Source organism: Paraburkholderia sp. FW306-2-2C-D06C (genome assembly GCF_058781505.1).
Window position 1 is genome coordinate 65,427 of the sequence record NZ_JBYSWU010000003.1, and the last position, 22,742, is coordinate 88,168.

22 protein-coding genes are annotated in these 22,742 nt (G+C 63.3%); 11 read left to right on the forward strand and 11 right to left on the reverse strand.

Annotated features, from left to right (window positions below):
- The first annotated feature begins 59 nt into the window (after window positions 1-59).
- The gene (gene tcdA, locus AC3WLT_RS03130) at window positions 60-914 is read left to right on the forward strand and encodes a tRNA cyclic N6-threonylcarbamoyladenosine(37) synthase TcdA (protein WP_492590473.1); all 855 of its coding nucleotides are present in this window, start codon (window positions 60-62) and stop codon (window positions 912-914) included.
- A gap of 196 nt (window positions 915-1,110) precedes the next feature.
- On the opposite strand, the gene trxA is transcribed toward tcdA, so the two are convergent.
- Together trxA and AC3WLT_RS03140 are read right to left on the reverse strand one after the other, a co-directional pair.
- The gene (gene trxA, locus AC3WLT_RS03135; RefSeq protein WP_492590474.1) at window positions 1,111-1,959 is read right to left on the reverse strand and encodes a thioredoxin; all 849 of its coding nucleotides are present in this window, start codon (window positions 1,957-1,959) and stop codon (window positions 1,111-1,113) included.
- A gap of 82 nt (window positions 1,960-2,041) precedes the next feature.
- A complete protein-coding gene (locus tag AC3WLT_RS03140) occupies window positions 2,042-2,917 on the reverse strand; it encodes a pirin family protein (protein ID WP_492590475.1) in 876 nt (291 codons plus the stop codon).
- 254 nt (window positions 2,918-3,171) lie between these two features.
- Here AC3WLT_RS03140 and AC3WLT_RS03145 point away from each other — a divergent pair, with 254 nt between their 5' ends.
- Complete coding sequence (locus AC3WLT_RS03145) at window positions 3,172-4,053, forward strand: EamA family transporter (RefSeq protein WP_492590476.1); 882 nt, start codon at window positions 3,172-3,174, stop codon at window positions 4,051-4,053.
- Window positions 4,054-4,181: 128 nt separating this feature from the next.
- Here the strand turns inward: AC3WLT_RS03145 and AC3WLT_RS03150 are convergent, their stop codons facing one another.
- Window positions 4,182-5,786, reverse strand: coding sequence for an N-acetylmuramoyl-L-alanine amidase (locus tag AC3WLT_RS03150; RefSeq protein WP_492590477.1), 1,605 nt, complete (start codon window positions 5,784-5,786; stop codon window positions 4,182-4,184).
- On the reverse strand, window positions 5,768-6,352 hold the full coding sequence (gene tsaE, locus AC3WLT_RS03155) for a tRNA (adenosine(37)-N6)-threonylcarbamoyltransferase complex ATPase subunit type 1 TsaE (RefSeq protein ID WP_492590478.1): 585 nt from the start codon (window positions 6,350-6,352) through the stop codon (window positions 5,768-5,770). The genes AC3WLT_RS03150 and tsaE overlap by 19 nt, the downstream gene beginning before the upstream one ends.
- A gap of 17 nt (window positions 6,353-6,369) precedes the next feature.
- Between tsaE and queG the strand changes: the two genes are divergently transcribed.
- The 3 genes from queG to xerD all read left to right on the forward strand — a co-directional run bounded on the left by queG (window position 6,370) and on the right by xerD (window position 9,133).
- A complete protein-coding gene (queG, locus tag AC3WLT_RS03160; protein WP_492590479.1) occupies window positions 6,370-7,611 on the forward strand; it encodes a tRNA epoxyqueuosine(34) reductase QueG in 1,242 nt (413 codons plus the stop codon).
- 119 nt (window positions 7,612-7,730) lie between these two features.
- Window positions 7,731-8,201: a methylated-DNA--[protein]-cysteine S-methyltransferase gene (locus tag AC3WLT_RS03165; RefSeq protein ID WP_492590480.1), complete on the forward strand. Its 471-nt coding sequence runs from the start codon at window positions 7,731-7,733 to the stop codon at window positions 8,199-8,201.
- Complete coding sequence (xerD, locus tag AC3WLT_RS03170) at window positions 8,198-9,133, forward strand: site-specific tyrosine recombinase XerD (protein WP_492590481.1); 936 nt, start codon at window positions 8,198-8,200, stop codon at window positions 9,131-9,133. The genes AC3WLT_RS03165 and xerD overlap by 4 nt, the downstream gene beginning before the upstream one ends.
- 41 nt (window positions 9,134-9,174) lie before the next feature.
- Here xerD and AC3WLT_RS03175 read toward each other — a convergent pair whose 3' ends face one another.
- Window positions 9,175-10,737: a class I adenylate-forming enzyme family protein gene (locus AC3WLT_RS03175; RefSeq protein ID WP_492590482.1), complete on the reverse strand. Its 1,563-nt coding sequence runs from the start codon at window positions 10,735-10,737 to the stop codon at window positions 9,175-9,177.
- A gap of 140 nt (window positions 10,738-10,877) precedes the next feature.
- Between AC3WLT_RS03175 and ybaK the strand changes: the two genes are divergently transcribed.
- Window positions 10,878-11,369 carry a Cys-tRNA(Pro) deacylase gene (gene ybaK, locus AC3WLT_RS03180; RefSeq protein WP_492590483.1) on the forward strand — a complete coding sequence of 164 codons (492 nt, stop codon included), beginning with the start codon at window positions 10,878-10,880 and terminating at the stop codon, window positions 11,367-11,369.
- Between the two features lie 113 nt (window positions 11,370-11,482).
- The gene (plsY, locus tag AC3WLT_RS03185) at window positions 11,483-12,127 is read left to right on the forward strand and encodes a glycerol-3-phosphate 1-O-acyltransferase PlsY (protein WP_492590484.1); all 645 of its coding nucleotides are present in this window, start codon (window positions 11,483-11,485) and stop codon (window positions 12,125-12,127) included.
- 122 nt (window positions 12,128-12,249) lie between these two features.
- Here plsY and AC3WLT_RS03190 read toward each other — a convergent pair whose 3' ends face one another.
- Window positions 12,250-12,735, reverse strand: a complete 486-nt coding sequence (locus AC3WLT_RS03190) for a YajQ family cyclic di-GMP-binding protein (protein WP_018421633.1) — start codon at window positions 12,733-12,735, stop codon at window positions 12,250-12,252.
- Between the two features lie 172 nt (window positions 12,736-12,907).
- On the opposite strand from AC3WLT_RS03190, the gene murB reads away from it, so the two are divergent.
- Window positions 12,908-13,948, forward strand: coding sequence for a UDP-N-acetylmuramate dehydrogenase (murB, locus tag AC3WLT_RS03195; protein WP_492590485.1), 1,041 nt, complete (start codon window positions 12,908-12,910; stop codon window positions 13,946-13,948).
- 227 nt (window positions 13,949-14,175) lie between these two features.
- Here the strand turns inward: murB and AC3WLT_RS03200 are convergent, their stop codons facing one another.
- Window positions 14,176-15,402 carry an argininosuccinate synthase gene (locus AC3WLT_RS03200; RefSeq protein ID WP_492590486.1) on the reverse strand — a complete coding sequence of 409 codons (1,227 nt, stop codon included), beginning with the start codon at window positions 15,400-15,402 and terminating at the stop codon, window positions 14,176-14,178.
- Window positions 15,403-15,654: 252 nt separating this feature from the next.
- On the reverse strand, window positions 15,655-16,584 hold the full coding sequence (argF, locus tag AC3WLT_RS03205; protein WP_492590487.1) for an ornithine carbamoyltransferase: 930 nt from the start codon (window positions 16,582-16,584) through the stop codon (window positions 15,655-15,657).
- Window positions 16,585-17,026: 442 nt separating this feature from the next.
- On the opposite strand from argF, the gene AC3WLT_RS03210 reads away from it, so the two are divergent.
- On the forward strand, window positions 17,027-17,365 hold the full coding sequence (locus AC3WLT_RS03210; protein ID WP_492590488.1) for a DUF3579 domain-containing protein: 339 nt from the start codon (window positions 17,027-17,029) through the stop codon (window positions 17,363-17,365).
- Window positions 17,366-17,557: 192 nt separating this feature from the next.
- On the opposite strand, the gene rpsT is transcribed toward AC3WLT_RS03210, so the two are convergent.
- Window positions 17,558-17,836, reverse strand: coding sequence for a 30S ribosomal protein S20 (gene rpsT, locus AC3WLT_RS03215; protein WP_020069158.1), 279 nt, complete (start codon window positions 17,834-17,836; stop codon window positions 17,558-17,560).
- A 547-nt stretch (window positions 17,837-18,383) separates the two neighbouring features.
- Between rpsT and murJ the strand changes: the two genes are divergently transcribed.
- Complete coding sequence (gene murJ / locus AC3WLT_RS03220) at window positions 18,384-19,934, forward strand: murein biosynthesis integral membrane protein MurJ (RefSeq protein WP_492590489.1); 1,551 nt, start codon at window positions 18,384-18,386, stop codon at window positions 19,932-19,934.
- A gap of 5 nt (window positions 19,935-19,939) precedes the next feature.
- On the forward strand, window positions 19,940-20,782 hold the full coding sequence (locus tag AC3WLT_RS03225) for a SirB1 family protein (protein WP_492590635.1): 843 nt from the start codon (window positions 19,940-19,942) through the stop codon (window positions 20,780-20,782).
- A gap of 96 nt (window positions 20,783-20,878) precedes the next feature.
- Here the strand turns inward: AC3WLT_RS03225 and AC3WLT_RS03230 are convergent, their stop codons facing one another.
- Both AC3WLT_RS03230 and adk read right to left on the reverse strand, forming a co-directional pair.
- Entirely contained in the window at window positions 20,879-21,637 is a 759-nt protein-coding gene (locus AC3WLT_RS03230; protein WP_492590490.1) for a 3-hydroxyacyl-CoA dehydrogenase, read from the reverse strand.
- Between the two features lie 260 nt (window positions 21,638-21,897).
- Entirely contained in the window at window positions 21,898-22,563 is a 666-nt protein-coding gene (gene adk / locus AC3WLT_RS03235; protein WP_492590491.1) for an adenylate kinase, read from the reverse strand.
- Window positions 22,564-22,742: the final 179 nt, after the last annotated feature.

Consider the following 22,742-nt stretch of genomic DNA (forward strand, 5'->3'; position numbering starts at 1 on the left):
AGCGGCATCACTGAGCGTTGCCACTGTCTGTTTGCCTGCTTTTCAACGAGCCTTCCATCATGCCCAGCGCCACCACGCAATTTGATCTTACTACCAGCCTCGACGGGAGTGAAACCGCCGATCGCGCGCGGCGCTTCGGCGGTATCGCCCGGCTGTATGGCGCGTCGGCGCTCGCTGCGTTCGAGCGTGCGCACGTCGCGGTGATCGGAATCGGCGGAGTCGGCTCGTGGGTTGCGGAGGCTCTCGCGCGCAGCGCGGTCGGCACGCTGACGCTGATCGATCTCGACAACGTCGCCGAGAGCAACACTAACCGACAGATCCACGCGCTCGACGGCAACTACGGAAAACCGAAGGTCGAGGCGATGGCTGAACGCATCGCGGCGATCAATCCGTTTTGCGATGTGCGGCTGGTGGAAGACTTCGTCGAGCCGGATAATTTCGCCTCGACGCTTGGCGGCGATTTCGATTACGTGATCGATGCGATCGACAGCGTGCGCACGAAAACCGCGTTGATCGCCTGGTGTGTCGAGAAGAAGCTGCCGTTGATCACGGTGGGCGGCGCGGGCGGCCAACTGGACCCCACGCGCATTCGCATCGACGATCTCGCGCTGACGATCCAGGACCCGTTGCTGTCGAAAGTACGTGGGCAATTGCGCAAACAGCACGGCTTTCCGCGAGGTCCGAAAGCGAAGTTCAAGGTGAGCGCGGTGTATTCAGACGAGCCTCTGATCTATCCGGAAGCAGCCGTCTGCGATATCGATGAGGAAGCCGAGCACGTGAGCACGTCGCCGGGACATACGGGGCCGGTCGGTCTGAATTGCGCGGGGTTCGGTTCGAGCGTGTGTGTGACCGCGAGCTTCGGTTTTGCGGCGGCCGCGCATGTGTTGCGGGCGTTGGCGAAACAGGCGGGATAGTTCTGCTAAATGCGCTCTGGTAAAGGCGCTCCTCTGGTAACGGCGGGTTGAAGCTGAGGTTGAAGCGTCGGTCAAAACGGCGGCCATGAAGCGGCCATGAGGCGGCCATGAAGCGGCCATGAAGCGGCCATGAAGCGGCGGCAGGTTCAGGCGCGGCGCATAGGTCAAACAGGCCGCGCCTGAACACGGCACAAAATTAAAACAGCGACGCGCTCAGCTTGCGCCGCCACTGCGACACCAGCTCCGGCTGGTGCGCGGCGAGATCGAACACCGAGAGCATCGTCTTGCGGCCGATGTCGTCGCGGAACGTGCGATCACGCTGCACGATCGCCAGCAGATGCTCGAGTGCGCCCGCGTAATTGCGGCGGGCGATCAGCGCGCTAGCCAGATCGAAGCGTGCTTCGAGATCGGCCGGGTCCGCGGCCACGCGGGCTTCGAGTGCGTCGGTGGGCGGCAGATCCGCTGCGGCATCCGCGGCGTCGAGGCGGGTCTTGATCGCGTTGAAGCGCGGGTCGATGCCTTGGGTGGTTGTCGGCGACAGCAAGTCGACTTCATTGCGGGCTTCGTCGATCCGATTGTCTTGCAGCAGCAGTTCGATCAGGTCCATGCGCGCTTCGTCGAAGCCTGGATCGTAGGCGAGCGCGGCTTGCAGCGCTTCGTATGCGTCTTCGCGGCGGCCTTCGGCGAGCGCGGCCTGCGCTTCCATGCGCGCCACATCCGCGCCTTGCGGCACGAGGCGGTCGAGAAACTCGCGCAGCTGACCTTCCGGCAGCACGCCGACAAACTGATCGACCGGCCGGCCGTCGGCAAACGCCATGACGTGCGGAATGCTGCGCACCTGAAAGTGCGCCGCCAGTTCCTGATTCTCTTCGACGTTCACCTTCACCAGCTTCCATTTGCCGGCGGCTTCGGCTTCGAGCTTTTCCAGCATCGGGCCGAGCGTCTTGCAGGGGCCGCACCACGGCGCCCAGAAATCGACCAGCACAGGGGCCAGCGTCGACGCGGTAATGACGTCTTTTTCGAAAGTGGCCAGAGTGGTGTCCATTGCGTCCTCGTCGATAAAACGGATTATTGATTTAGTTGGGGCCGAGCACCGCGAATTCAATGCGCCTTGCGCTCATTGACGCTCATTTGCGCACCGGCAGCGGAATCCATTCGGTTTCGCCCGGCACCTTGCCCATTTCCTGATTCGTCCAGGCGGTCTTGGCGGCCTCGATTTTTTCCCGCGAACTGGCGACGAAATTCCACTCGATAAAGCGCTCGCCGTCCAGTTTCTCGCCGCCGAGCAGCATCACGCGCGCGCCGTGGGTGCTGGCGAGCGTGACGGTTTCGTCGAGCGCCAGCACGGCCATCTGGCCCGCTTCGAGCGGTGTGCCGTCGATCTCCAGATCGCCTTCCGCCAGATAGACGCCGCGTTCCTCGTGCTCCGGTTCGAGCGCGAAGGCGCCGCCCGGCGCGAACTGCGCGGCGACATAGAGCGTGCCGGAAAATGTCGTGACCGGCGAGGTTTCGCCGAACGCCGTGCCGGCGATTACGCGCAGCGTGACGCCATTGCGCTCGACCACCGGCAGCGTATCCGCCGCGTGATGAGCGAAGGACGGTTCGGTGTCTTCGTCGGCGAGCGGCAGCGCGACCCACGTCTGGATGCCGTGCATCGTCTGACCGCTCGCGCGGTCTTCAGGCGGCGTGCGCTCGGAATGGACGATGCCGCGGCCGGCGGTCATCCAGTTGACGTCGCCGGGGAGGATCTTCTGCTCCGAGCCGAGGCTGTCGCGATGCATGATCGAGCCTTCGAACAGATATGTGACGGTCGCGAGGCCGATGTGCGGGTGCGGCCGCACGTCGAGACCCACACCGGGTTCGAGCGTGGCGGGGCCCATGTGGTCGAAGAAGATGAACGGGCCGATCAGGCGCGCCGCCATGGCCGGCAATACACGCCGCACGGTGAGATTGCCGACGTCGCGCAGATGCGGCTTGAGGACTGCTTTGATCGAAGAGGACATGGACTGGCTCGGCTGGGAAGGGTGGCTTGGGGGCTCAGTAGACGATTCTACTGCGGTGCGCCAAATGCTGCGGTTTGCGGCGGTCCGGCGGTCCGGCGTTCCGGCGCTCCAGCGGTCCGGCGACCCAGCGACCCAGCGATCAGGCGATCAGGTTACCCAGCGATCAAGCGTTCCGGGAATCCGTAGTGCGCGCGAGCGCTAGACGCTTCCGGCTCCGCTACACTGCCAGCTTCAACAATTAAACGGAGACTGGGATGTCGCCCAGGGACCTACTGCTCGCGCTGGTCGTCGTCGTCGCGTGGGGCGTCAATTTCGTCGTGATCAAGGTGGGCCTGCATGGCGTGCCGCCGATGCTGCTCGGCGCGTTGCGCTTCACGCTCGCGGCGGTGCCGGCGGTGTTTTTCGTCAAACGGCCGCGGATGCCGTGGCGCTGGCTGCTCGTGTACGGCGCGACCATCTCGTTCGGCCAGTTCGCCTTTCTGTTCTCGGCGATGTATGTCGGCATGCCGGCCGGGCTTGCTTCGCTCGTGTTGCAGGCGCAGGCGTTTTTCACGCTGATTTTCGCGGCGCTGTTTCTGCGCGAGCGCTTTCGCGTATCGAACGTCGTCGGTCTGCTGATCGCGGCGGGCGGCCTCGCGGTGATCGGCCTGCAAGGCGGCCACGCGATGACGCTCGCCGGCTTCGTCCTCACGCTGTGTGCCGCGTGTTGCTGGGCGCTCGGCAACATCGTCACCAAGAAGGTCGGCAATGTCGATCTGGTCGGACTGGTGGTGTGGGGCAGTCTGATTCCTCCGTTGCCGTTTTTAGCGCTCTCGTATGCATTCGAGGGGCCGCAGCGGATCGTCGCAGCGTTGTCCGGCATCGGCGCGATGTCGATCTTCGCGGTGGTGTACCTTGCGTTCATCGCGACGCTGCTCGGTTACGGCCTGTGGAGCAGGCTGTTGTCGCGCTATCCGGCGAGCCAGGTGGCGCCGTTTTCGCTGCTGGTGCCGATTGTCGGGCTGGCGTCGGCGTCGCTGTTGCTCGACGAGCGGTTGTCCGCCGAGCAGGTCGTCGGCGCGCTGCTGGTGATGGCGGGGCTGGCGGTGAATGTGTTTGGCGGCTGGGTCGTGCAACGGCTATCGCCGGCACGCTGATCGCCGGTGCATCGTGACGGAGTTGAAAAAACGGCCGCCTCGAGCGGCCGTTTTTCTATCGCGCGAGTCGTGACGTGAATGACATGACGGTGACATGACATAGCGCCGCGCGGCGACACGCCGCGGCATCAAGTCATGCGGTTTTTCGCCAACGGAGGATTTGCCGCGAAATAGCGTTTGATGCCGTTCATGATCGCATCGGCCATCTTGTCGCGATAGGCGTCGTCGTTCAGGCGCCGCTCTTCGTCCGGATTGCTGATGAAGGCGGTCTCCACAAGGATCGACGGAATGTCCGGCGCCTTCAGCACCGCAAACCCCGCCTGTTCGACCGAACCCTTGTGCAGCTTGTTGATGCCGCCGATTTCCTTCAGCACGAAGTTGCCGTAGCGCATCGAATCGCGAATCTGCGCGGTGGTCGACATATCGAACAGCGCGCGGTTGACGGTTGCGTCGGCCGATTTGATGTTGATCCCGCCGATCTGGTCCGACGAGTTCTCCTTGTTCGCCATCCAGCGCGCGGCCGCGCTCGACGCGCCGTGGTCGGACAACGCGAATACCGACGAGCCCTTCGCATCGGGCGTGGTGAATGCGTCGGCGTGGATCGACACGAACAGGTCCGCGCCGACACGCCGCGCTTTCTGCACGCGCACATTCAGCGGCACGAAGAAGTCGGCGTCGCGCGTCATCATCGCGCGCATGTTCGGCTGCGCATCGATCTTCGCGCGCAGCTTCTTGGCGATGTCGAGTGCGACGTGTTTCTCGTACGTACCCGAGCCGCCGATTGCGCCCGGGTCTTCGCCGCCGTGGCCAGGGTCGATCGCGACAGTCAGGAGACGCACGGTGTTGCTCTTGCCGGATTTGGGCGCGGTGAACGCGTAGGTATCGTCGCCGTCGCTGTCGCCGCCATTGATGCCGCCGCTGGTGCCACTGCTGGTGCTACCACTGCTGCCCCCTTTGTTGCGGGCAATCGCGGTGGGCGGCGCCGCCGGCGTAGCCGGCGCTGAGGGCTTGCCCAGGATCGGCGGAACGGGCGCCGGTGCCGGCGTGATGTGCACCGGCGGACGCGGCACGTTGGACGCGGACCCGCTGCTGCCGTTCTGCGCGTAGCGCTCGAAGAACGCTTCGCTGTTGTCGGCGGTGGGCGGCGTGGTGCCGGGGCCGCTCAGCGTGGCCGGCGGTGCGCTGTTTTCGTTCAGGCTCTGTTCCTTGCGCTCGGTCTGCGCGAGCAGATCCATCAGCGGATCGGGCGCGACGGCGGGGTACAGGTCGAACACGAGCCGGTACTTGTACGCGCCGACCGGCGTCAGCGTGAACACCTGCGGCTTTACCGAACCCTTCAGGTCGAACACCATTCGCACGACATGCGGCTGATATTGGCCGACGCGCACCGACTGAATTTGCGGATCGTTCGGCGTGATCTTCGACACCAGATCCTTGAGCGCCTGATCGAGATCGAGGCCGTTCAGATCGACTACCAGCCGGTCCGGGCCTTGCAACAGCTGCTGGGTGTTTTGCAAAGGCTGATCCGATTCGATCGTCACGCGCGTGTAATCCCGCGCCGGCCAGACGCGCACGCCGAGCACGGAACTGGCTCGCGCGAGACGCGGCGCAACGAGGCCGAGCACCAGCGTGGAGGCGCCCGCGCGCAGAATCTGCCGGCGCCGCCAGTTATGCGTTGCGGTCGCCGCCGATTCGATCGAGCGGAACGGTTTGATCAACATCTTTCGAGACATGCCTTTCCTGATTCGCTGTATGCCCGTGCGACGAGCACCCGGCCGTCGCCCTCGCTGTCCAGCTCGAGCGAGAAGACGAGATCCGGCACGCCTAACAGACGCCCTGCGCGTTGCGGCCATTCGACGAGGCAGACCGCGCCGCTGTCGAAGTACTCGCGAAAGCCCGCGTCGGCCCATTCGGCCGGATCGGTGAATCTGTACAGATCGAAGTGATAGAGCGCGAGTTCCCCTGCGGGCCGCTCGAGCACATACGGTTCGACGAGTGTGTACGTCGGACTGCGCACGCGGCCGATGTGGCCGAGGCCGCGCAAGGTCGCGCGCACGAGTGTGGTTTTGCCGGCGCCGAGGTCGCCGACGAGTTGTACATGCAGTCCGTGGAATGCCTGATCGTCTCTCGCGCCCGACGCGTGTTGCCGCGCTTTTTGCTGCATGCCGCGCATGCTTTCGATCGCCTGCGCGAAACGCGCGCCGAATGCGTTGGTGGCGACTTCGTCCGCGAGCGCGAAAGAGCGTTCGAGCAGGACATCGGCGGGCGGTTGGATCGCGAGATCGGAATTGACGGGCATTCTCGTAAAATGGAGTGATGAACCGAAGTCCGGAGTCCCCAGTTTCCTGCACGCCTGCGTCTGCTGACGATGCGCGTGCCGTGCGTCATTTCGATGAAGCGGCGCTGGAAGCGCTCGCGCGACGCATCAAAACGTGGGGCCGTGAACTGGGTTTCGGGGCGATCGGCATTAGCGATACCGATCTCTCCGCTGCCGAAGCGCCGCTTGCAGCATGGCTGGAGGCGGGTTGCCACGGCGAGATGGATTATATGGCGAAACACGGGATGAAACGCGCGCGGCCCGCCGAGCTTGTGGCCGGCACGCGACGTGTGATTACCGCCCGCATCGCCTATTTGCCCATGCAGACGCCGAGCGGAAAGGCGGCCGAAAGCGCGTTGTCCGATGCGGCGCCTGTGCCGCAAGACTGGCGCGCAGCCGAACATGCGCGGCTCGCGGACCCGTCGGCGGCGGTGGTGTCGATCTATGCGCGGGGCCGCGATTACCACAAGGTGATGCGTAACCGTTTGCAACATCTGGCCGAAAAAATCGAAGCGGAGATCGGTGCGTTCGGCTATCGCGTGTTCACCGATTCCGCGCCGGTGCTGGAAGTCGAACTCGCGCAGAAGGCGGGTATCGGCTGGCGCGGCAAGCACACGCTGCTGCTGCAACGCGACGCCGGTTCGCTGTTTTTTCTCGGCGAGATCTATGTCGATGTGCCCTTGCCCACGGATGCCGAAACCGCGCCCGAACAGGCCCCCGAAACCCCCGGTTCGCACTGCGGCAGTTGCACGCGCTGCATCGCCGCGTGTCCGACCGGCGCGATCGTTGCGCCATATAAGGTCGACGCGCGGTTGTGCATTTCATATTTGACGATCGAATTGAAGGGCAGTATTCCCCTGGAATTGCGGCCGCTGATCGGCAATCGTGTGTATGGCTGCGACGATTGTCAGCTCGTGTGTCCATGGAACAAGTTCGCGCAGGCCGCGCCGGTCGCCGATTTCGACGTGCGGCACGGGCTCGATCGCGCGACGCTGGTCGAGCTGTTCGCGTGGAGCGCGGACGAGTTCGATACGCGCATGCAGGGCAGTGCGATTCGCCGCATCGGCTATGAGTGTTGGCTGCGCAATCTGGCGGTGGGGATGGGCAATGCGCTGCGCGCGCCGGCTGGTAGCTTGAGCGGAGATGCGCGCGAGGCGATTGTGGCCGCGTTGCGCTCGCGCACCGACGACCCTTCCGCCCTGGTGCGCGAGCATGTGGAATGGGCGTTGGAAGCGGCGTAAAGTAGCGGCATTCCGGTGGGGCGTCTGTTCCTGGTTTGTTCCTGCTGGAGCGCCTGGACCCCATGCAGGTACGCTATCCTGGAACCTGAAACACCGTGCCAGTCATGAGGCAAGCAACCATGTTCAACGCAGTGATCGATGCGCCGTTCGGCAAGGTCGGCATCCGCCTCGAAGGCGGCGCAGTGCGCGAGATCGTTTATCTGCCGGAGTCGGTGCAGAATGTTGCGCCGGACACGCCGTTGGCGAAGCAGGCCGTCGAGCAGATCGAGCGCTATTTCGAGCGGGCGTCCGCGAAGTTCGAATTGCCGCTCGCGCCGGTTGGTACCGCGTTTCAGAAACGCGTCTGGCAGGCGATCAGCGACATCCCGCCCGGCGTCGTGCTGACCTACGGGCAATTGGCGAAGAAAGTGGGCAGCGCGCCGCGTGCGGTGGGGCAGGCGTGCGGCGCCAACTATTTTCCGATCGTGATTCCGTGTCATCGGGTGGTGAGTTCGAGCGGCATCGGCGGCTTTGCGAATCACGCCGAAGACGGCTTCTTTCGCAACGTCAAGCGCTGGCTCCTGGCGCATGAAGGCATTCCCTACGCATGAGCGGCACACTGACTGACGACGCGCCCGCCGCGTCACCCCTGTTTCTGGCGAGCTCGGCGTCGATCGACGCTTTCTGCGACGCGTTGTGGCTCGAGCACGGCCTGTCGCGCAACACGCTCGACGCATACCGCCGCGATCTGCGGCTGTTTTGCGAATGGCTCGCGCAAACCCGCAACACGTCGCTCGATACCGCCAGCGAAGCCGATCTCGCCGCCTATAGCGCGGCGCGTCAGAAAGACAAATCGACTTCGGCGAACCGGCGGCTTTCGGTGTTTCGCCGCTACTACGGCTGGGCGGTGCGCGAGCATCGGGCGAATGTCGATCCGACGCTGCGCATCCGGTCGGCCAAACAACCGCCGCGTTTTCCTTCGACGCTCACCGAAGCGCAAGTCGAAGCGCTGCTCGGCGCTCCCGATATCGACACGCCTCTGGGCCTGCGCGACCGCACGATGCTCGAACTGATGTACGCGAGCGGTTTGCGCGTCACCGAACTCGTCACGCTGAAGACGGTGGAAATCGGGCTGAACGACGGCGTGGTGCGCGTGATGGGCAAGGGCTCGAAAGAGCGCCTGATTCCGTTCGGCGAAGAGGCGCACGGCTGGATCGAACGCTATCTGCGCGAAGCGCGGTCGGCGCTGCTGGGCGCTCGCGCGGCCGACGCGCTGTTCGTCACGACGCGCGCCGAGGGCATGACGCGTCAGCAGTTCTGGAACATCATCAAGCGGCACGCCGCGGCGGCCGATGTGCACGCGCCGCTGTCGCCGCACACGCTGCGGCACGCGTTTGCAACGCACTTGCTGAACCACGGCGCCGACCTGCGCGTCGTGCAACTGCTGCTCGGCCATACTGATATCTCGACCACGCAGATCTATACGCACGTGGCCCGTGAGCGCTTGAAGTCGCTGCATGCGCAGCATCATCCGCGGGGGTGATCGCGCTTGCTATCACGGTTGCCATGGTCGTTGCCGTTGCGTTAAACGAACTCGCGCAGCCGGTGCTTGAGAATCTTGCCCGTCGATGCCGCCGGCAACGCGGCGAGGACTTTCACTTCGGCAGGACGCTTATACGGCGCGAGACGTGCGCCGCACCACGCGATCAGTTCCGCAGGCGTCACCTTGGCGCCCGCCGTCAATTCGACGAATGCGACAACCTCCTCGTTGCCTTCGGCCGCGCGTCCGATCACCGCCGATTGCACGACCTCCGGATGCGCGTTCAACACATGCTCGACCTCGGCCGGATAGACGTTAAAACCCGAGCGGATGATCAACTCCTTGCTGCGCCCGACGATATGCAACGCGCCGTCCGCCTCCTGGCGCGCCAGATCGCCGGTCCTGAGCCAGCCGTCGGCGGTGACGGTTGCGCGAGTCTGCTCCGGGTTGCGGTAATAGCCGAGCATCACGTTCGGTCCGCGCACCCACAGCTCGCCGATCGCGCCCGGTGCTGCCTCGATGCCGTCGAGCCCGACGAACCGCACCTCGACCCCCGGAATGACCTCGCCGGCCGAGCAATCGCTGCGCGGCGCATCGAGCATGGTGTGTGAAACGGTCGGGCTGCTTTCGGTCATGCCGTAGCCGTTGTGCAGCGGCAGGCCGTAGACGCTTTCCACCTGCGCTTTCAGCGCGGCGTCGAGCGGCGAGCCGCCCGAATAGGCAAAGCGCAGATGTGGCGCGGACCACGCGTGGCCGTGCGTCTGCAAATGTTCGAGCAGTTTCGCGTGCATGGCCGGGACGCCCTGGAAGATCGACACGCGCTCTTCGGCGAGCGCGCGGCGCACGGCTTCCGGCGCGAAACGCGGCGCGAGGCGCAGCGCTGCGCCGGCGTGCAGACTGCCGAGGCAAACCGATGCGAAGCCGTACACGTGCGAGATCGGCAGCACGGCGTACACGACGTCGTCCGGACCGACTTTGCGCAGGCGGCTCGACACGGCCGCGATGAACAGCAGATTGCGGTGCGACAGCATCACGCCCTTCGGCGCGCCGGTTGTGCCGGTGGTGTAGATCAGCGCGGCACATTGGCGCTCGCCGGCGGATTCGACGGGTTCCGCTTTCACGGTGTCGTCCACCGCGTAGGACCATGCGCCGATATCCGGCGTGATGGCGGGCGCCTGGCGGGCTTGATGGCGCTGCGCGTGCTGTTGCGCATCGGCCGAGCTTTCGACCGCATACGCGACCACGCGAGGCTGCGCATGCGCACGGATCGTATCGAGCTCGGCAGCCGACAGGCGCGCGTTCGATACCAGCGCCCACGCATCGAGCCTCGCGGTTGCAAACAGCAGCACGATCTGCACGATGCTGTTTTCCGCGACGATCATCACGCGATCGCCGCCGCGCACGCCCCATTCGCGGAGCAGCGCGGCAACGGCGTCGACGGCTTCCAGCAGTTGCGCATTGGTGAGACGGCGGGCATCCTCGATCAAGGCGACGTGCTGCGGATCGCGCGCGGCCGCGAGCGCGGGAATCGCGGCGATGCGCGCGGGCAACGCGGCGAGCAGCGCGGGAATATCGATGGCATGGCGAGTGGACGAAGCGAGGCTCAAGGCTGTCTCCGGAAAACGGTGTGATGCCCGGCATGCGTTGCGCCGGAAGATTTTCGAACGATCGTGCCACAGCCGCCGAGCCCGCACAATTGACCGTTCGGCAAATAGCCGTTGCGCAAACTCGCCATTACAATGCGCCGATGAGCAAATCCAGACACGTCTCCGAAACGCCCGCGACGCAGTTTTTGCGCCGTCACGGCGTCACGTTCGGCGAACATCCTTACGATTATGTCGAGCACGGCGGCACCGGGGAATCGGCGCGCCAGCTCGGGGTGGACGAACATCACGTCGTCAAGACCCTGGTAATGGAAGACGAGCACGCCAGGCCGCTGATCGTGCTGATGCACGGCGACCGTACCGTCAGCACCAAGAATCTCGCGCGGCAGATCGGCGCGAAACGCGTCGAGCCGTGCAAGCCCGAGGTGGCGAACCGGCATTCCGGTTATCTGATCGGCGGCACCTCGCCATTCGGCACGCGTAAGCAGATGCCGGTGTACGTGGAGTCCACGATTCTGGAACTGGACCGGGTCTGGCTGAACGGCGGGCGGCGCGGCTTTCTGGTCAGCATTGCACCCGCGGTCTTGACCGAATTGCTGGCGGCCAGGCCGGTGCAATGCGCGAGTGTCGATTGACGTTTGCCTGAATGTTTTCCGGACGGGCGGGTTCGGTAGAATGTGCGCCGTTTCGTTCCCTGTTGCGGTTGGGGTATCGAGTTTCAGACCGCCGATCCTTATAAGAGTCCCAGATGCAAAACCTGATCGTTGCTGTCGTTGCCTACCTGATCGGTTCGGTGTCGTTCGCCGTGATCGTGAGCGCCGCGATGGGGCTGGACGACCCGCGCTCGTACGGCTCGGGCAACCCGGGCGCCACCAACGTGCTGCGCAGCGGCAGCAAGAAGGCCGCGATTCTCACCCTGATCGGCGATGCGTTCAAAGGATGGCTGCCGGTGTGGTTCGTCGTGCACTTCGGCGCACGTTTCGGGCTCGATGACACCTCGGTGGCGATCGCGTCGGTCGCCGTGTTCCTTGGTCACCTGTATCCGGTCTTCTTCCGCTTCAAGGGCGGCAAGGGCGTGGCCACGGCGGCGGGCGTGCTGCTCGCGATCAACCCGATTCTCGGCCTCGCGACCGTGCTGACGTGGCTGATCGTGGCGTTCTTCACGCGCTATTCGTCGCTGGCTGCATTGGCCGCGGCGGTGTTCGCACCGCTCTTCGACGGCTTTCTGTTCGGGCCGCACGTCATTGCGCTGGCCATCGTCGTGATGAGCTCGCTGCTGGTGTGGCGGCACCGTGGCAACATCGCCAAGCTGATGCGCGGCCAGGAAAGCCGCATAGGCGACAAGAAAAAGGCCGACTCGGCAGCGAGCACGGCGGCTGGCAACGATCTTTGAGAGGCTGCGGGCTGCGCCTCCAGTCACGCCGCTAAATGACGCGGCTGAGTTGTGCCTTCAAGGCGCGCCGACAGGCGGGACGCCTTGGCCCGGCCGCCGCGTTGGCGCGCCAGGAGCGGGTTTTAGTCGCGGAAGTTGTTGAAGTCGAGCGGCGTGTCGGTCACGTCCTTGCGCAGCATCGCGATCACGCTTTGCAGATCGTCGCGCTTGGCGCCGGTGATACGTACCGCGTCACCCTGAATGCTCGCCTGCACCTTGATCTTGCTGTCCTTCACGAGGCGCACGATTTTCTTCGACAGATCGCCGGACACGCCCTTCTTGATCTTGATGACCTGTTTGACCTTGTCGCCGCCGATCTTCTCGATCTTGCCGTAGTCGAGGAAGCGCACGTCTACGTTGCGCTTGGCCATTTTGGACAACAGCACGTCTTTCACCTGTCCGAGCTTGAAGTCGTCGTCCGCGTAGGCCGTGATTTCGTTTTCCTTGTGTTCGACGCGCGCGTCCGACCCTTTGAAGTCGAAGCGGGTTGAAATTTCCTTGTTGGACTGCTCGATCGCGTTCTTGACTTCGATCATGTTCGCTTCGCAGACGACGTCGAACGATGGCATTGCTTTCTCCCAATAGTGCTGCGGTGCGTGACGCGGCCGGACGGCTGCGCACGGGGCACTCGCTATAATCACGGACCGGACGTCATTTTACCGACGCCACTCCCTTTTGCCCAAGGCCGCCGCGCATTGTCGCTTGGCCGGGGCCAGATGTCGTTTCATTCTTCTCATTCTGATGTCCCAATCCGATTCCGCCGCGTTCATTGCCGGCTATCCGCTGAAGACCCATAACACGTTCGGCTTCGATGTTCGTGCGCAGTTTGCGTGCCGGATCGAACGCGAAGCGCAGCTGATGGCGGCCGTGCGCGATCCGCGAGTGGTGGGGCTGCCGCGGCTGGTGCTGGGCGGCGGCAGCAATGTCGTGCTGACTGGCGACTTCGGCGGGCTGGTTTTGCTGGTCGCGTTGCAAGGCCGCCGTCTCGTGCGCGAAGACAACGACGCCTGGTATGTCGAGGCGGCCGCCGGCGAGCCGTGGCATGACTTCGTCGCATGGACTTTGGCGCAAGGATTGCCCGGGTTGGAGAACCTCGCGCTGATTCCGGGCACGGTGGGGGCGGCGCCGATCCAGAACATTGGCGCGTATGGGCTGGAGATGTGCGAGCGTTTTGCGGCGCTGCGGGCGGTCGAGCTAGCGACTGGCGAGGTCGTGGAACTCGACGCCGAGGCGTGCCGGTTCGGTTATCGCGACAGTTTTTTCAAGCGGGAAGGGCGTGACCGTTTCGTGATTACGTCGGTCACGTTCCGCTTGCCGAAGGTTTGGACGCCGCGGGCCGGGTATGCGGATATTGCGCGCGAACTCGCCGCGAGCGGCCAAGGCGACGCGCGGCCCACTGCGCAGGCGATCTTCGATGCGGTGGTCGCGGTTCGGCGTGCCAAGCTGCCCGATCCGCTGCAACTCGGCAATGCGGGGAGTTTCTTCAAGAATCCGGTGGTCGAGGCGGCGCAGTTTGAAGCGCTGAAGGCGCAGGAGCCGGAGCTCGTGTCCTATCTTCAGCCGGATGGCCGGGTGAAGCTTGCAGCGGGCTGGTTGATCGATCGATGCGGCTGGAAGGGCCGTGCAATGGGCGCTGCGGCCGTGCACGAGCGGCAGGCGCTGGTGCTGGTGAATCGCGGCGGCGCGAGCGGCGCGGAGGTGTTGGCGCTGGCGCGGGCGATTCAGGAGGATGTGCTGGCGCGGTTTGGGGTTGAGCTGGAAGCGGAGCCGGTTTGTTTGTGATGGCTTGAATTGACTGCATGGCGTAAAGAAAAAGGCGCCGGGAGTTTTCTCCTGGCGCCTTTTTTGCTTCCGTGTTTTGATTTCGGCGCTTAACTTCGCTGTCGCGAAGTTAGCCTTCACCGAAATGCACGTCCTCAGCTACGCTGACTGGGCATTTTGGTTCCGGCCCGCGCCTTCGGCGCTTAACTTCGCTGTCGCGAAGTTAGCCTTCACCGAAATGCACGTCCTCAGCTGCGCTGACGACGTGCATTTTCTGCAATCCGCATGCGCAGCGCGTTCAGCTTGATGAACCCGCCAGCGTCGGCTTGATTGTATGCGCCGCCGTCGTCGTCGAACGTGGCGATGGTCTTGTCGAACAGCGTTTCCTTCGAATCGCGAGCGACAACCGACACGCTGCCCTTGTACAGCTTCACACGCACCCAGCCGTTGACCTTCTCTTGCGTATGGTCGATCAGCACCTGGATCGCGCGGCGCTCCGGGCTCCACCAGTAGCCGTTATAAATCAGCGACGCATAGCGAGCCATCAGGTCGTCCTTCAGGTGGGCCACTTCACGGTCGAGCGTGATCGACTCGATGCCGCGGTGCGCCTTCAGCATGATCGTCCCGCCCGGCGTTTCATAACAGCCGCGCGACTTCATGCCGACGTAACGGTTTTCCACCAGATCCAGACGGCCGATGCCGTGCTTGCCGCCCAAACGGTTCAGTTCGGTCAGCATCTCGGCCGCCGACAAACGCTTGCCATTGATCGCAACCGGATCGCCGTGCTCGTATTCGATGTCGATGTATTCAGCCTGGTCCGGAGCCTGTTCCGGCGACACCGTCCAGCGCCACATTTCCGGCTCGGCTTCGGCCTTCGGATCTTCGAGGTGACGGCCTTCGAACGAAATGTGCAGCAGGTTCGCGTCCATCGAATACGGCGCGCCGCCCTGCTTGTGCTTCATTTCGATCGGAATGCCGGCCTTTTCGGCGTACGCGAGCAGCTTTTCGCGCGACAGCAGATCCCATTCGCGCCACGGTGCGATCACCTTGATGCCCGGTTCCAGCGCGTAGTAGCCGAGTTCGAAGCGAACCTGGTCATTGCCCTTGCCGGTTGCGCCGTGCGACACCGCTTGCGCGCCGGTTGCGCGGGCGATCTCGATCTGACGCTTGGCGATCAGCGGACGCGCGATCGACGTGCCCAGCAGGTACTCGCCTTCGTAGATCGTGTTGGCGCGGAACATCGGGAACACGAAATCGCGCACGAACTCTTCGCGCAGGTCTTCGATAAAGATGTTTTCCTGCTTGATGCCGAGTTGCAGGGCTTTCTTGCGCGCCGGTTCCAGCTCTTCGCCCTGGCCGATGTCGGCCGTAAACGTGATGACTTCGGCGTCGTAGTTGTCCTGCAACCACTTCAGGATGACGGAGGTGTCGAGGCCGCCCGAATAGGCGAGCACGACTTTCTTGATATCGCTCATGGTGAACTCGTAGCTGGAGAAAGCGGGAAAACAGGGCGCGCCGGGCGTTCCGGAGCGCGGAAAAACACTATTTTGACACTAAACCGCCGGGTGCCCGCGTTTTTGGGACGGTGCGGCGGTGTTAGCCGGGTCCGCTTGCGACTACAAACCTCGGCTGGATGCGTGGCGCCGACGTGGTTGCCTTGCCTCGTATATCAAGGCCACGTCGCAAGGTCCCGTCGCGCTTCACGCAAATGCTGCGCGATAGCTCGCTCAGTGATTCAGCTTGCCGAGCAGCAAATATTCCATCAAAGCCTTTTGCACGTGCAGACGGTTTTCCGCTTCGTCCCACACGACGCTTTGCGGGCCGTCGATCACTTCCGCGCTGACTTCCTCACCGCGGTGTGCGGGCAGGCAATGCATGAAGAGCGCATCTGGATTCGCGCGCGCCATCATGTCGGCATCAACGCACCAGTCTGCGAACGCTTTTTTGCGCGCTTCGTTTTCGGCTTCGAAGCCCATGCTGGTCCACACGTCTGTGGTGACCAGGTCGGCGCCAGCGCAGGCTTCATGCGGATCGTCGAATTCCTGGAAGAAGGGCGCGCTCCCGGGCGCGACCAGCGCGCGGTCGAGCTTGTAGCCCGGCGGCGTGGACAGGCGCAGCTTGAAGCCGAGAATCTGCGCGGCTTCGATCCACGTGTACAGCATGTTGTTGGCGTCGCCGACCCACGCGACCGTCTTGCCGCGAATCGGCCCGCGATGCTCGAAGTACGTGAAGATGTCCGCCAGCACCTGGCACGGGTGATATTCGTTGGTCAGCCCGTTGATCACCGGCACGCGCGAATTCTCGGCAAAGCGCTGGAGGATGTCCTGGCCGAAGGTGCGGATCATGATGATGTCGACCATGCGCGAGATCACTTGCGCTGCGTCTTCGATCGGTTCGCCGCGGCCGAGCTGCGTGTCGCGCGTGCTCATGAACACGGCGTGGCCGCCCAGTTGGAAGATGCCGGCTTCGAACGACAGGCGCGTGCGCGTCGAGTTTTTCTCGAAGATCATCGCGAGCGTGCGGTCGTGCAGCGGATGGTAAGTCTCGTAGTTCTTGAACTTACGCTTCAGAATGCGTGCGCGTTCCAGCACGTACTCGTAGTCGTCCAGCGAGAAATCCTTGAACTGCAGATAGTGGCGAATTTTCTTGGCGGTCATGAAACAAATACGGCGGTCTCACCCGGCAGGATTGCCGGACGGCGCCGCCGTCGTTTGTGGTAACTCAATGCAGCATAAAGGATTTCGCCTCGTTTGACGAGTCGCCCAAAAGGCTGGTGAAGGCGTGTGAAAGCCTCGCGCAACCTTCGGACGAGACTTATGTGCACTGCGGGAAAAGGTCTGCTGCGCTATAATCCGCGGGTTATCCCAAAGCCCAGCAGGCCGGTATTTCGCTTGCGGGACACGGCTCGCGCGCCCGGAAAGCTGTCCTGGCGGTGCGCCGTCATGACGATCGCCAGGGCGGCTGTGTGCAGCCTTCTTTTGCGGTCTCTGGCGGCGCGGTTCGCCATAGGGGCGTGCACGACGTGTTCAGGCAGTTAAAGAGCCGATTTACCGTCCGCGTTGCTCTCACCTCGCTGGGCAGTCACACAGGTATTCCTACATGGCCGAAGCACCCCCAACCGAATATTTCATTCAGGGCATTACCTCGACCGGAAAAAGATTTCGGCCGAGCGACTGGTCGGAGCGGCTCGCGGGCGTGATGTCGTGCTTCGGCCCGGGCGCCAAGGGGCCGAACGCTTACCTGCAATACTCGCTGTACGTCCGGCCAACCATGATCGGCGACCTCAAATGCGTGATTCTGGATTCGCGCTTGCGCGACATCGAACCCATGGCCTTCGATTTCGTGCTCAACTTCGCGAAAGACAACGACCTCGTCGTGACAGAGGCGTGTGAGTTGCCCCCCGAGCACGGCACGCAGCAAGGCAAAAACGCGCGTTAAAGCGCAAGCGAGCATCAGCAAAAAAACAAAAACCCGCCGGCAGCGGGTGTTTTTGTGTCCGCAGCATGGGCTTCGGCGCGCAACCCGTCGGTCGCGAAAGATCATGAAGCGCCAAGCAAAAAAGCCCGCCGAAGCGGGCTTTCATGACGCAGCGGAAACAGGAGGTAGCCCACCGAAGCGGGCTGGCCGGATTTACTGCGCTGCGGACGCTTGCAGACCCTTGATGGCTGCAGCGAGGCGGCTCTTATGGCGAGCTGCCTTGTTCTTGTGAACGATTTTCTTGTCGGCGATGATGTCGATGGTCTTCGACGACGCCTGGAAGATTTCAGCGGCCTTAGCCTTGTCGCCGGCGTCGATCGCCTTGCGCACAGCCTTGATAGCCGTGCGGAACTTCGAGCGCAGTGCCGAGTTGTGCGAGTTTGCCTTGGCGGCCTGGCGGGCGCGCTTGCGTGCTTGTGCGGAGTTAGCCATGACGGTTCCTTATCCTGTTCCTGTTTCCAGTACCTGACCTTCAAGTGGTGAGGCGCTGCTTTTTGATCCGAACTCTTGGAAGCGATTGCCCAAGAGCGCAAAAGTGTCGAAATAATCGACGAATTAGCCGATCGAACTACGTGAAGGCGGGCTCGTGTTCGGGGTGTTTCGAGGCCGGGTAGTGCACTTCAGTGCAACTTTGGACCCCGTCCGAAAATTGAGCGAGCTTCGAAACCGACAATTATAGCAACAAAATCAGGCACGTGGCAACGGGCAATGAACAACCCGAATGAGCCGGTCCGGTGCGCGAAGCCTTCCGTTCCGTAAGCCGCCACGCGCCGCGCGCCTGCTGGTGCGCTCGTTTGTGCGCGTTTGTACGTTTATCGGCGCGATGGCAGGAGGCTCGCGACTGGCCCGCGAGCCAGCCGGCGCAAGCAACTAAAAACGTCTCGATCGGCCTTCCGGTCGAACGTCTGCGGCTCAAATCGGTCCGAATCGCGTCCTGCCTCATCGTCCGCACTTGCGGCACCCGTATAATAAGCGCCCCATGAATCTATTCCGAGCCCTGCTGACGGTCAGCGGCTTCACGCTGCTGTCGCGCGTGACCGGACTGGCCCGCGAAACACTGATCGCCCGCGCGTTCGGTGCCAGTCAATTCACTGACGCGTTCTACGTCGCCTTCCGCATTCCGAACCTGCTGCGCCGCATTTCCGCGGAAGGTGCATTCTCCCAAGCCTTCGTGCCGATTCTCGCCGAGTTCAAGAACCAACAGGGACACGACGCCACCAAGGCACTCGTCGACGCCACCTCGACGGTGCTCGCCTGGGCGTTGGCGATCCTGTCGGGGATCGGCGTGGTAGGGGCGTCGGGCGTGGTGTTCGCCGTCGCGTCCGGTTTGGCGCATGAGGGCCAAGCCTACGCGCTCGCGGTCACCATGACGCGCATCATGTTCCCGTACATCATTTTCATCTCGCTGACGTCGCTGGCGTCGGGCGTGCTGAACACATACAAGAACTTCTCGCTGCCGGCGTTCGCGCCGGTCCTGCTGAACGTCGCGTTCATCGTCGCGGCGGTGTTCGTCGCGCCGCATCTGCAAACGCCGGTGTACGCGCTCGCGTGGGCGGTGATCGCGGGCGGCGTGCTGCAGTTCGTGGTGCAACTGCCGGGTCTGAAGAAGATCGACATGCTGCCGCGCATCGGCCTCAATCCGCTGCGGGCGCTTGCGCATCGCGGCGTGAAGCGGGTGCTCTCGAAGATGGTGCCGGCGATGTTCGCCGTTTCGGTCGCCCAGATCAGCCTGATCATCAACACCAATATTGCGTCGCGGATCGGTCCGGGCGCGGTTTCGTGGATCAACTACGCCGACCGCCTGATGGAGTTTCCGACCGCGCTGCTCGGCGTCGCGCTCGGCACGATCCTGTTGCCGAGTCTGTCGAAAGCACACGTCGACGCCGATCCGCACGAATATTCGTCGCTGCTCGACTGGGGGCTGCGCGTGACCTTCCTGCTGGCCGCGCCGAGCGCAATCGCGTTGTTTTTCTTCGCCGAGCCGCTTACCGCGACGCTGTTTCATTACGGCAAGTTCGACGGCAATTCGGTCGTGATGGTCGGCCGCGCGTTGGCGGCTTACGGCATCGGGCTGATCGGTCTGATTCTCATCAAGATTCTCGCGCCCGGTTTCTACGCGAAGCAGGACATCAAAACGCCGGTGAAGATCGGCGTCGGCGTGCTGATCGTCACGCAGTTGAGCAACTACCTGTTCGTGCCGATTTTCTCGCATGCGGGCCTCACGCTGAGCGTCGGGCTGGGCGCGTGCGTCAATGCGCTGTTGTTGTTCATCGGCTTGCGCAGGCGCGGCATCTATATGCCGTCGAAGGGCTGGCTGAAGTTTTTCGTGCAATTGCTCGGTGCCTGCCTCGTGCTGGCCGGCGCGATGCATTGGCTGGCGATCAGCTTCGACTGGATCGGCATGCATAACCGGCCGGTCGACCGCATCGTCTTGCTGGGCGCGTGCCTCGTTCTGTTCGCCGCGCTATATTTCGGTATGCTTTGGCTGATGGGCTTCAAGTACGCGTATTTCAAAAGGCGAGCGAAGTGATCACGATGACGCGGGTTCTCGACTATTTCAGCACACTCGTCGCCGAAGACGACAGCCTGCCGCTGACCGAGGCGGCGCTCTCGCTCGCGCAGGACGCTTATCCCGATCTCGATCTGCAAGGCACGCTCGCCGAGATCGACGAGCTGGTGGTGCGTCTTCAGCGCCGCATGCCGGACGACGCCGACATCAAGCAGAAAGTCGGCATCCTGAACCGGTTTTTCTTCCGCGAACTGGGTTTCGCCAGCAACCTCAACGATTATTACGATCCCGATAACAGCCATCTGAACGCGGTGCTCAAGCGCCGCCGCGGCATTCCGATTTCGCTGGCGGTGCTGTATCTGGAGATGGCCGAGCAGATCGGCATTCCGGTGCGCGGCGTGTCGTTCCCGGGTCATTTTCTGCTGCGCGTGACGACGCCCGATGGCGACGTGATGCTCGATCCGACCAGCGGGCATTCGCTGTCCGAATCGGAGATGGTGGAGATGCTGGAGCCGTATGTGGCGTCGGCGGGCGAGTCGGTGAGCCGGACGCTGCGCATGCTGCTGCAACCGGCGACGCGGCGCGAGATCATCGCCCGTATGCTGCGCAATCTGAAGTCCACTTATCTTCAGACGGAACGCTGGCAGCGGTTGCTGGCGGTGCAGCAGCGCCTCGTGATCCTGTTGCCGGAAAGTATCGAAGAAGTGCGCGACCGTGGCTTTGCTTACGCGCGGCTCGATTATCTGCGCCCGGCACTCGAGGATCTCGAACGCTATCTCGGCGATCGACCGGATGCCGAGGACGCGACGGTGGTGGAGTCGCAGCTGCACGAGTTGCGGCAACGCACCCAGCACAACGACCGCGACTAGAAACGGTCTCGATCAAAACAGAACGCCTGCGCATGACATCATGCGCAGGCGTTTTTCATTGGCGCGGCAGCACTGACCCACCGTGTGAATGCGGGCTTACTTCGGCTGCATGCGGATCGCGCCGTCCAGACGAATCACTTCGCCGTTGAGCATCGGATTGTCGAAGATCTGCTTGGCCAGCATCGCGTATTCCGCCGGTTTGCCCAGACGCGGCGGGAACGGCACCATCGCGCCGAGCGCGTCCTGCACTTCCTGAGGCATGCCGAGCAGCATCGGCGTTTCGAAGATGCCCGGGGCAATCGTCATCACGCGGATCGCGTTGCGCGACAGGTCGCGCGCGATCGGCAGCGTCATGCCGACCACGCCGCTTTTCGACGCCGCATAGGCCGCCTGGCCGATCTGGCCGTCATACGCGGCCACCGACGCCGTGTTGACGATCACGCCGCGCTCGCCGTTCGCGTTGGGTTCGTTCTTCGACATCGCCGCAGCAGCGAGCCGGATCATATTGAAGGTGCCGATCAGGTTGATCGAGATGGTGCGCACAAACGAGTCGAGCGGATGCGGTCCGTCCTTGCCGACCGTCTTGATGGCCGGCGCGACGCCCGCGCAATTGACGAGGCCACGCAGCGTGCCGAGCTTCGTGGCAGCTTCGACCGCTTGCGTTGCGTCTTCTTCGCGGCTCACGTCGCATTTGACGAACACGCCACCGAGTTCTTTCGCGAGCGCTTCACCTGCCTCCTGGTTCAGGTCGGCGAGCACCACCTTGCCGCCGTGCTCGACGAACAGGCGCGCGGTAGCGGCGCCGAGGCCGGACGCACCGCCGGTGATCAGGAATACGTTGTCACGAATCTCCATGTCTTCTCCTTTGCTTCGGTTCAGTAATGTCGAGATCGAATATTTTTTCGATGAACGATTGTAGCGGCTATGTTGCAGCGCGGAAAGCGGAGCGGGCGGCGGGCGCATCGGCCCAGTGTGACGGCGCGCGAAGGAACCGCTATGGATGGCTAAATAATGCTGGGCGTGGCGTATAGCGGCGAGCGCAACGCACGCGGCGGCCGGCAATAAAAAACCCGCCGGTACGGGCGGGTTTTTTAACAGCTGACGCCAATGCGGATTTACTTCAGCGCTTCGAACGCGCGTTCACGAATCTCATCGACCGTGCCGAGGCCCGAAATGCGCCGATACTGCGGCGCCTTCAGCGGCGACGACGGGTCGCTGTTCTTCGCCCAGTTGTTGTAGTATTCGATCAGCGGCTTGGTCTGCGCAACATACACGTCCAGACGCTTCTTGACCGTTTCTTCCTTGTCGTCGTCGCGCTGGATCAGCGGCTCGCCCGTCACATCGTCCACGCCTTCGACCTTCGGCGGATTGAACTTGACGTGGTACGTCCGGCCCGACGCGGCGTGCGAGCGGCGGCCGCTCATACGCACGATGATCTCGTCGAACGGCACATCGATTTCCAGCACGTAGTCGATCGCGACGCCGGCTTGCTTCATCGCTTCGGCTTGCGGGATCGTGCGCGGAAAGCCGTCGAACAGATAACCGTTCGCGCAGTCCGGTTGCTGCAGACGCTCTTTCACCAGGTTGATGATCAGCTCGTCCGTAACCAGTTCGCCGGCATCCATGAAGCGCTTCGCCTCGATGCCGAGCGGCGTGCCTGCCTTGACGGCCGCGCGCAGCATGTCGCCGGTGGAAATTTGCGGAATGCCGAACTTTTCCTTGATGAAGTTTGCCTGAGTGCCCTTGCCCGCTCCGGGAGCACCCAAAAGGATCAAACGCATGTGATATCTCCAGATCTATGTGAATTCTTTGGCGGCGCTGTAGCCATCCCACGATTCGTCGAGGGACCCGCATCGGCTGCCGCGGCGCGCCTCGCGCTGCGCGTCGAAAACGACGGCGCTGCAAGACGACGACGGCGCGACCGGGTGCAAACCCTGACTCTCGCTTTTAGCGGGAGGCG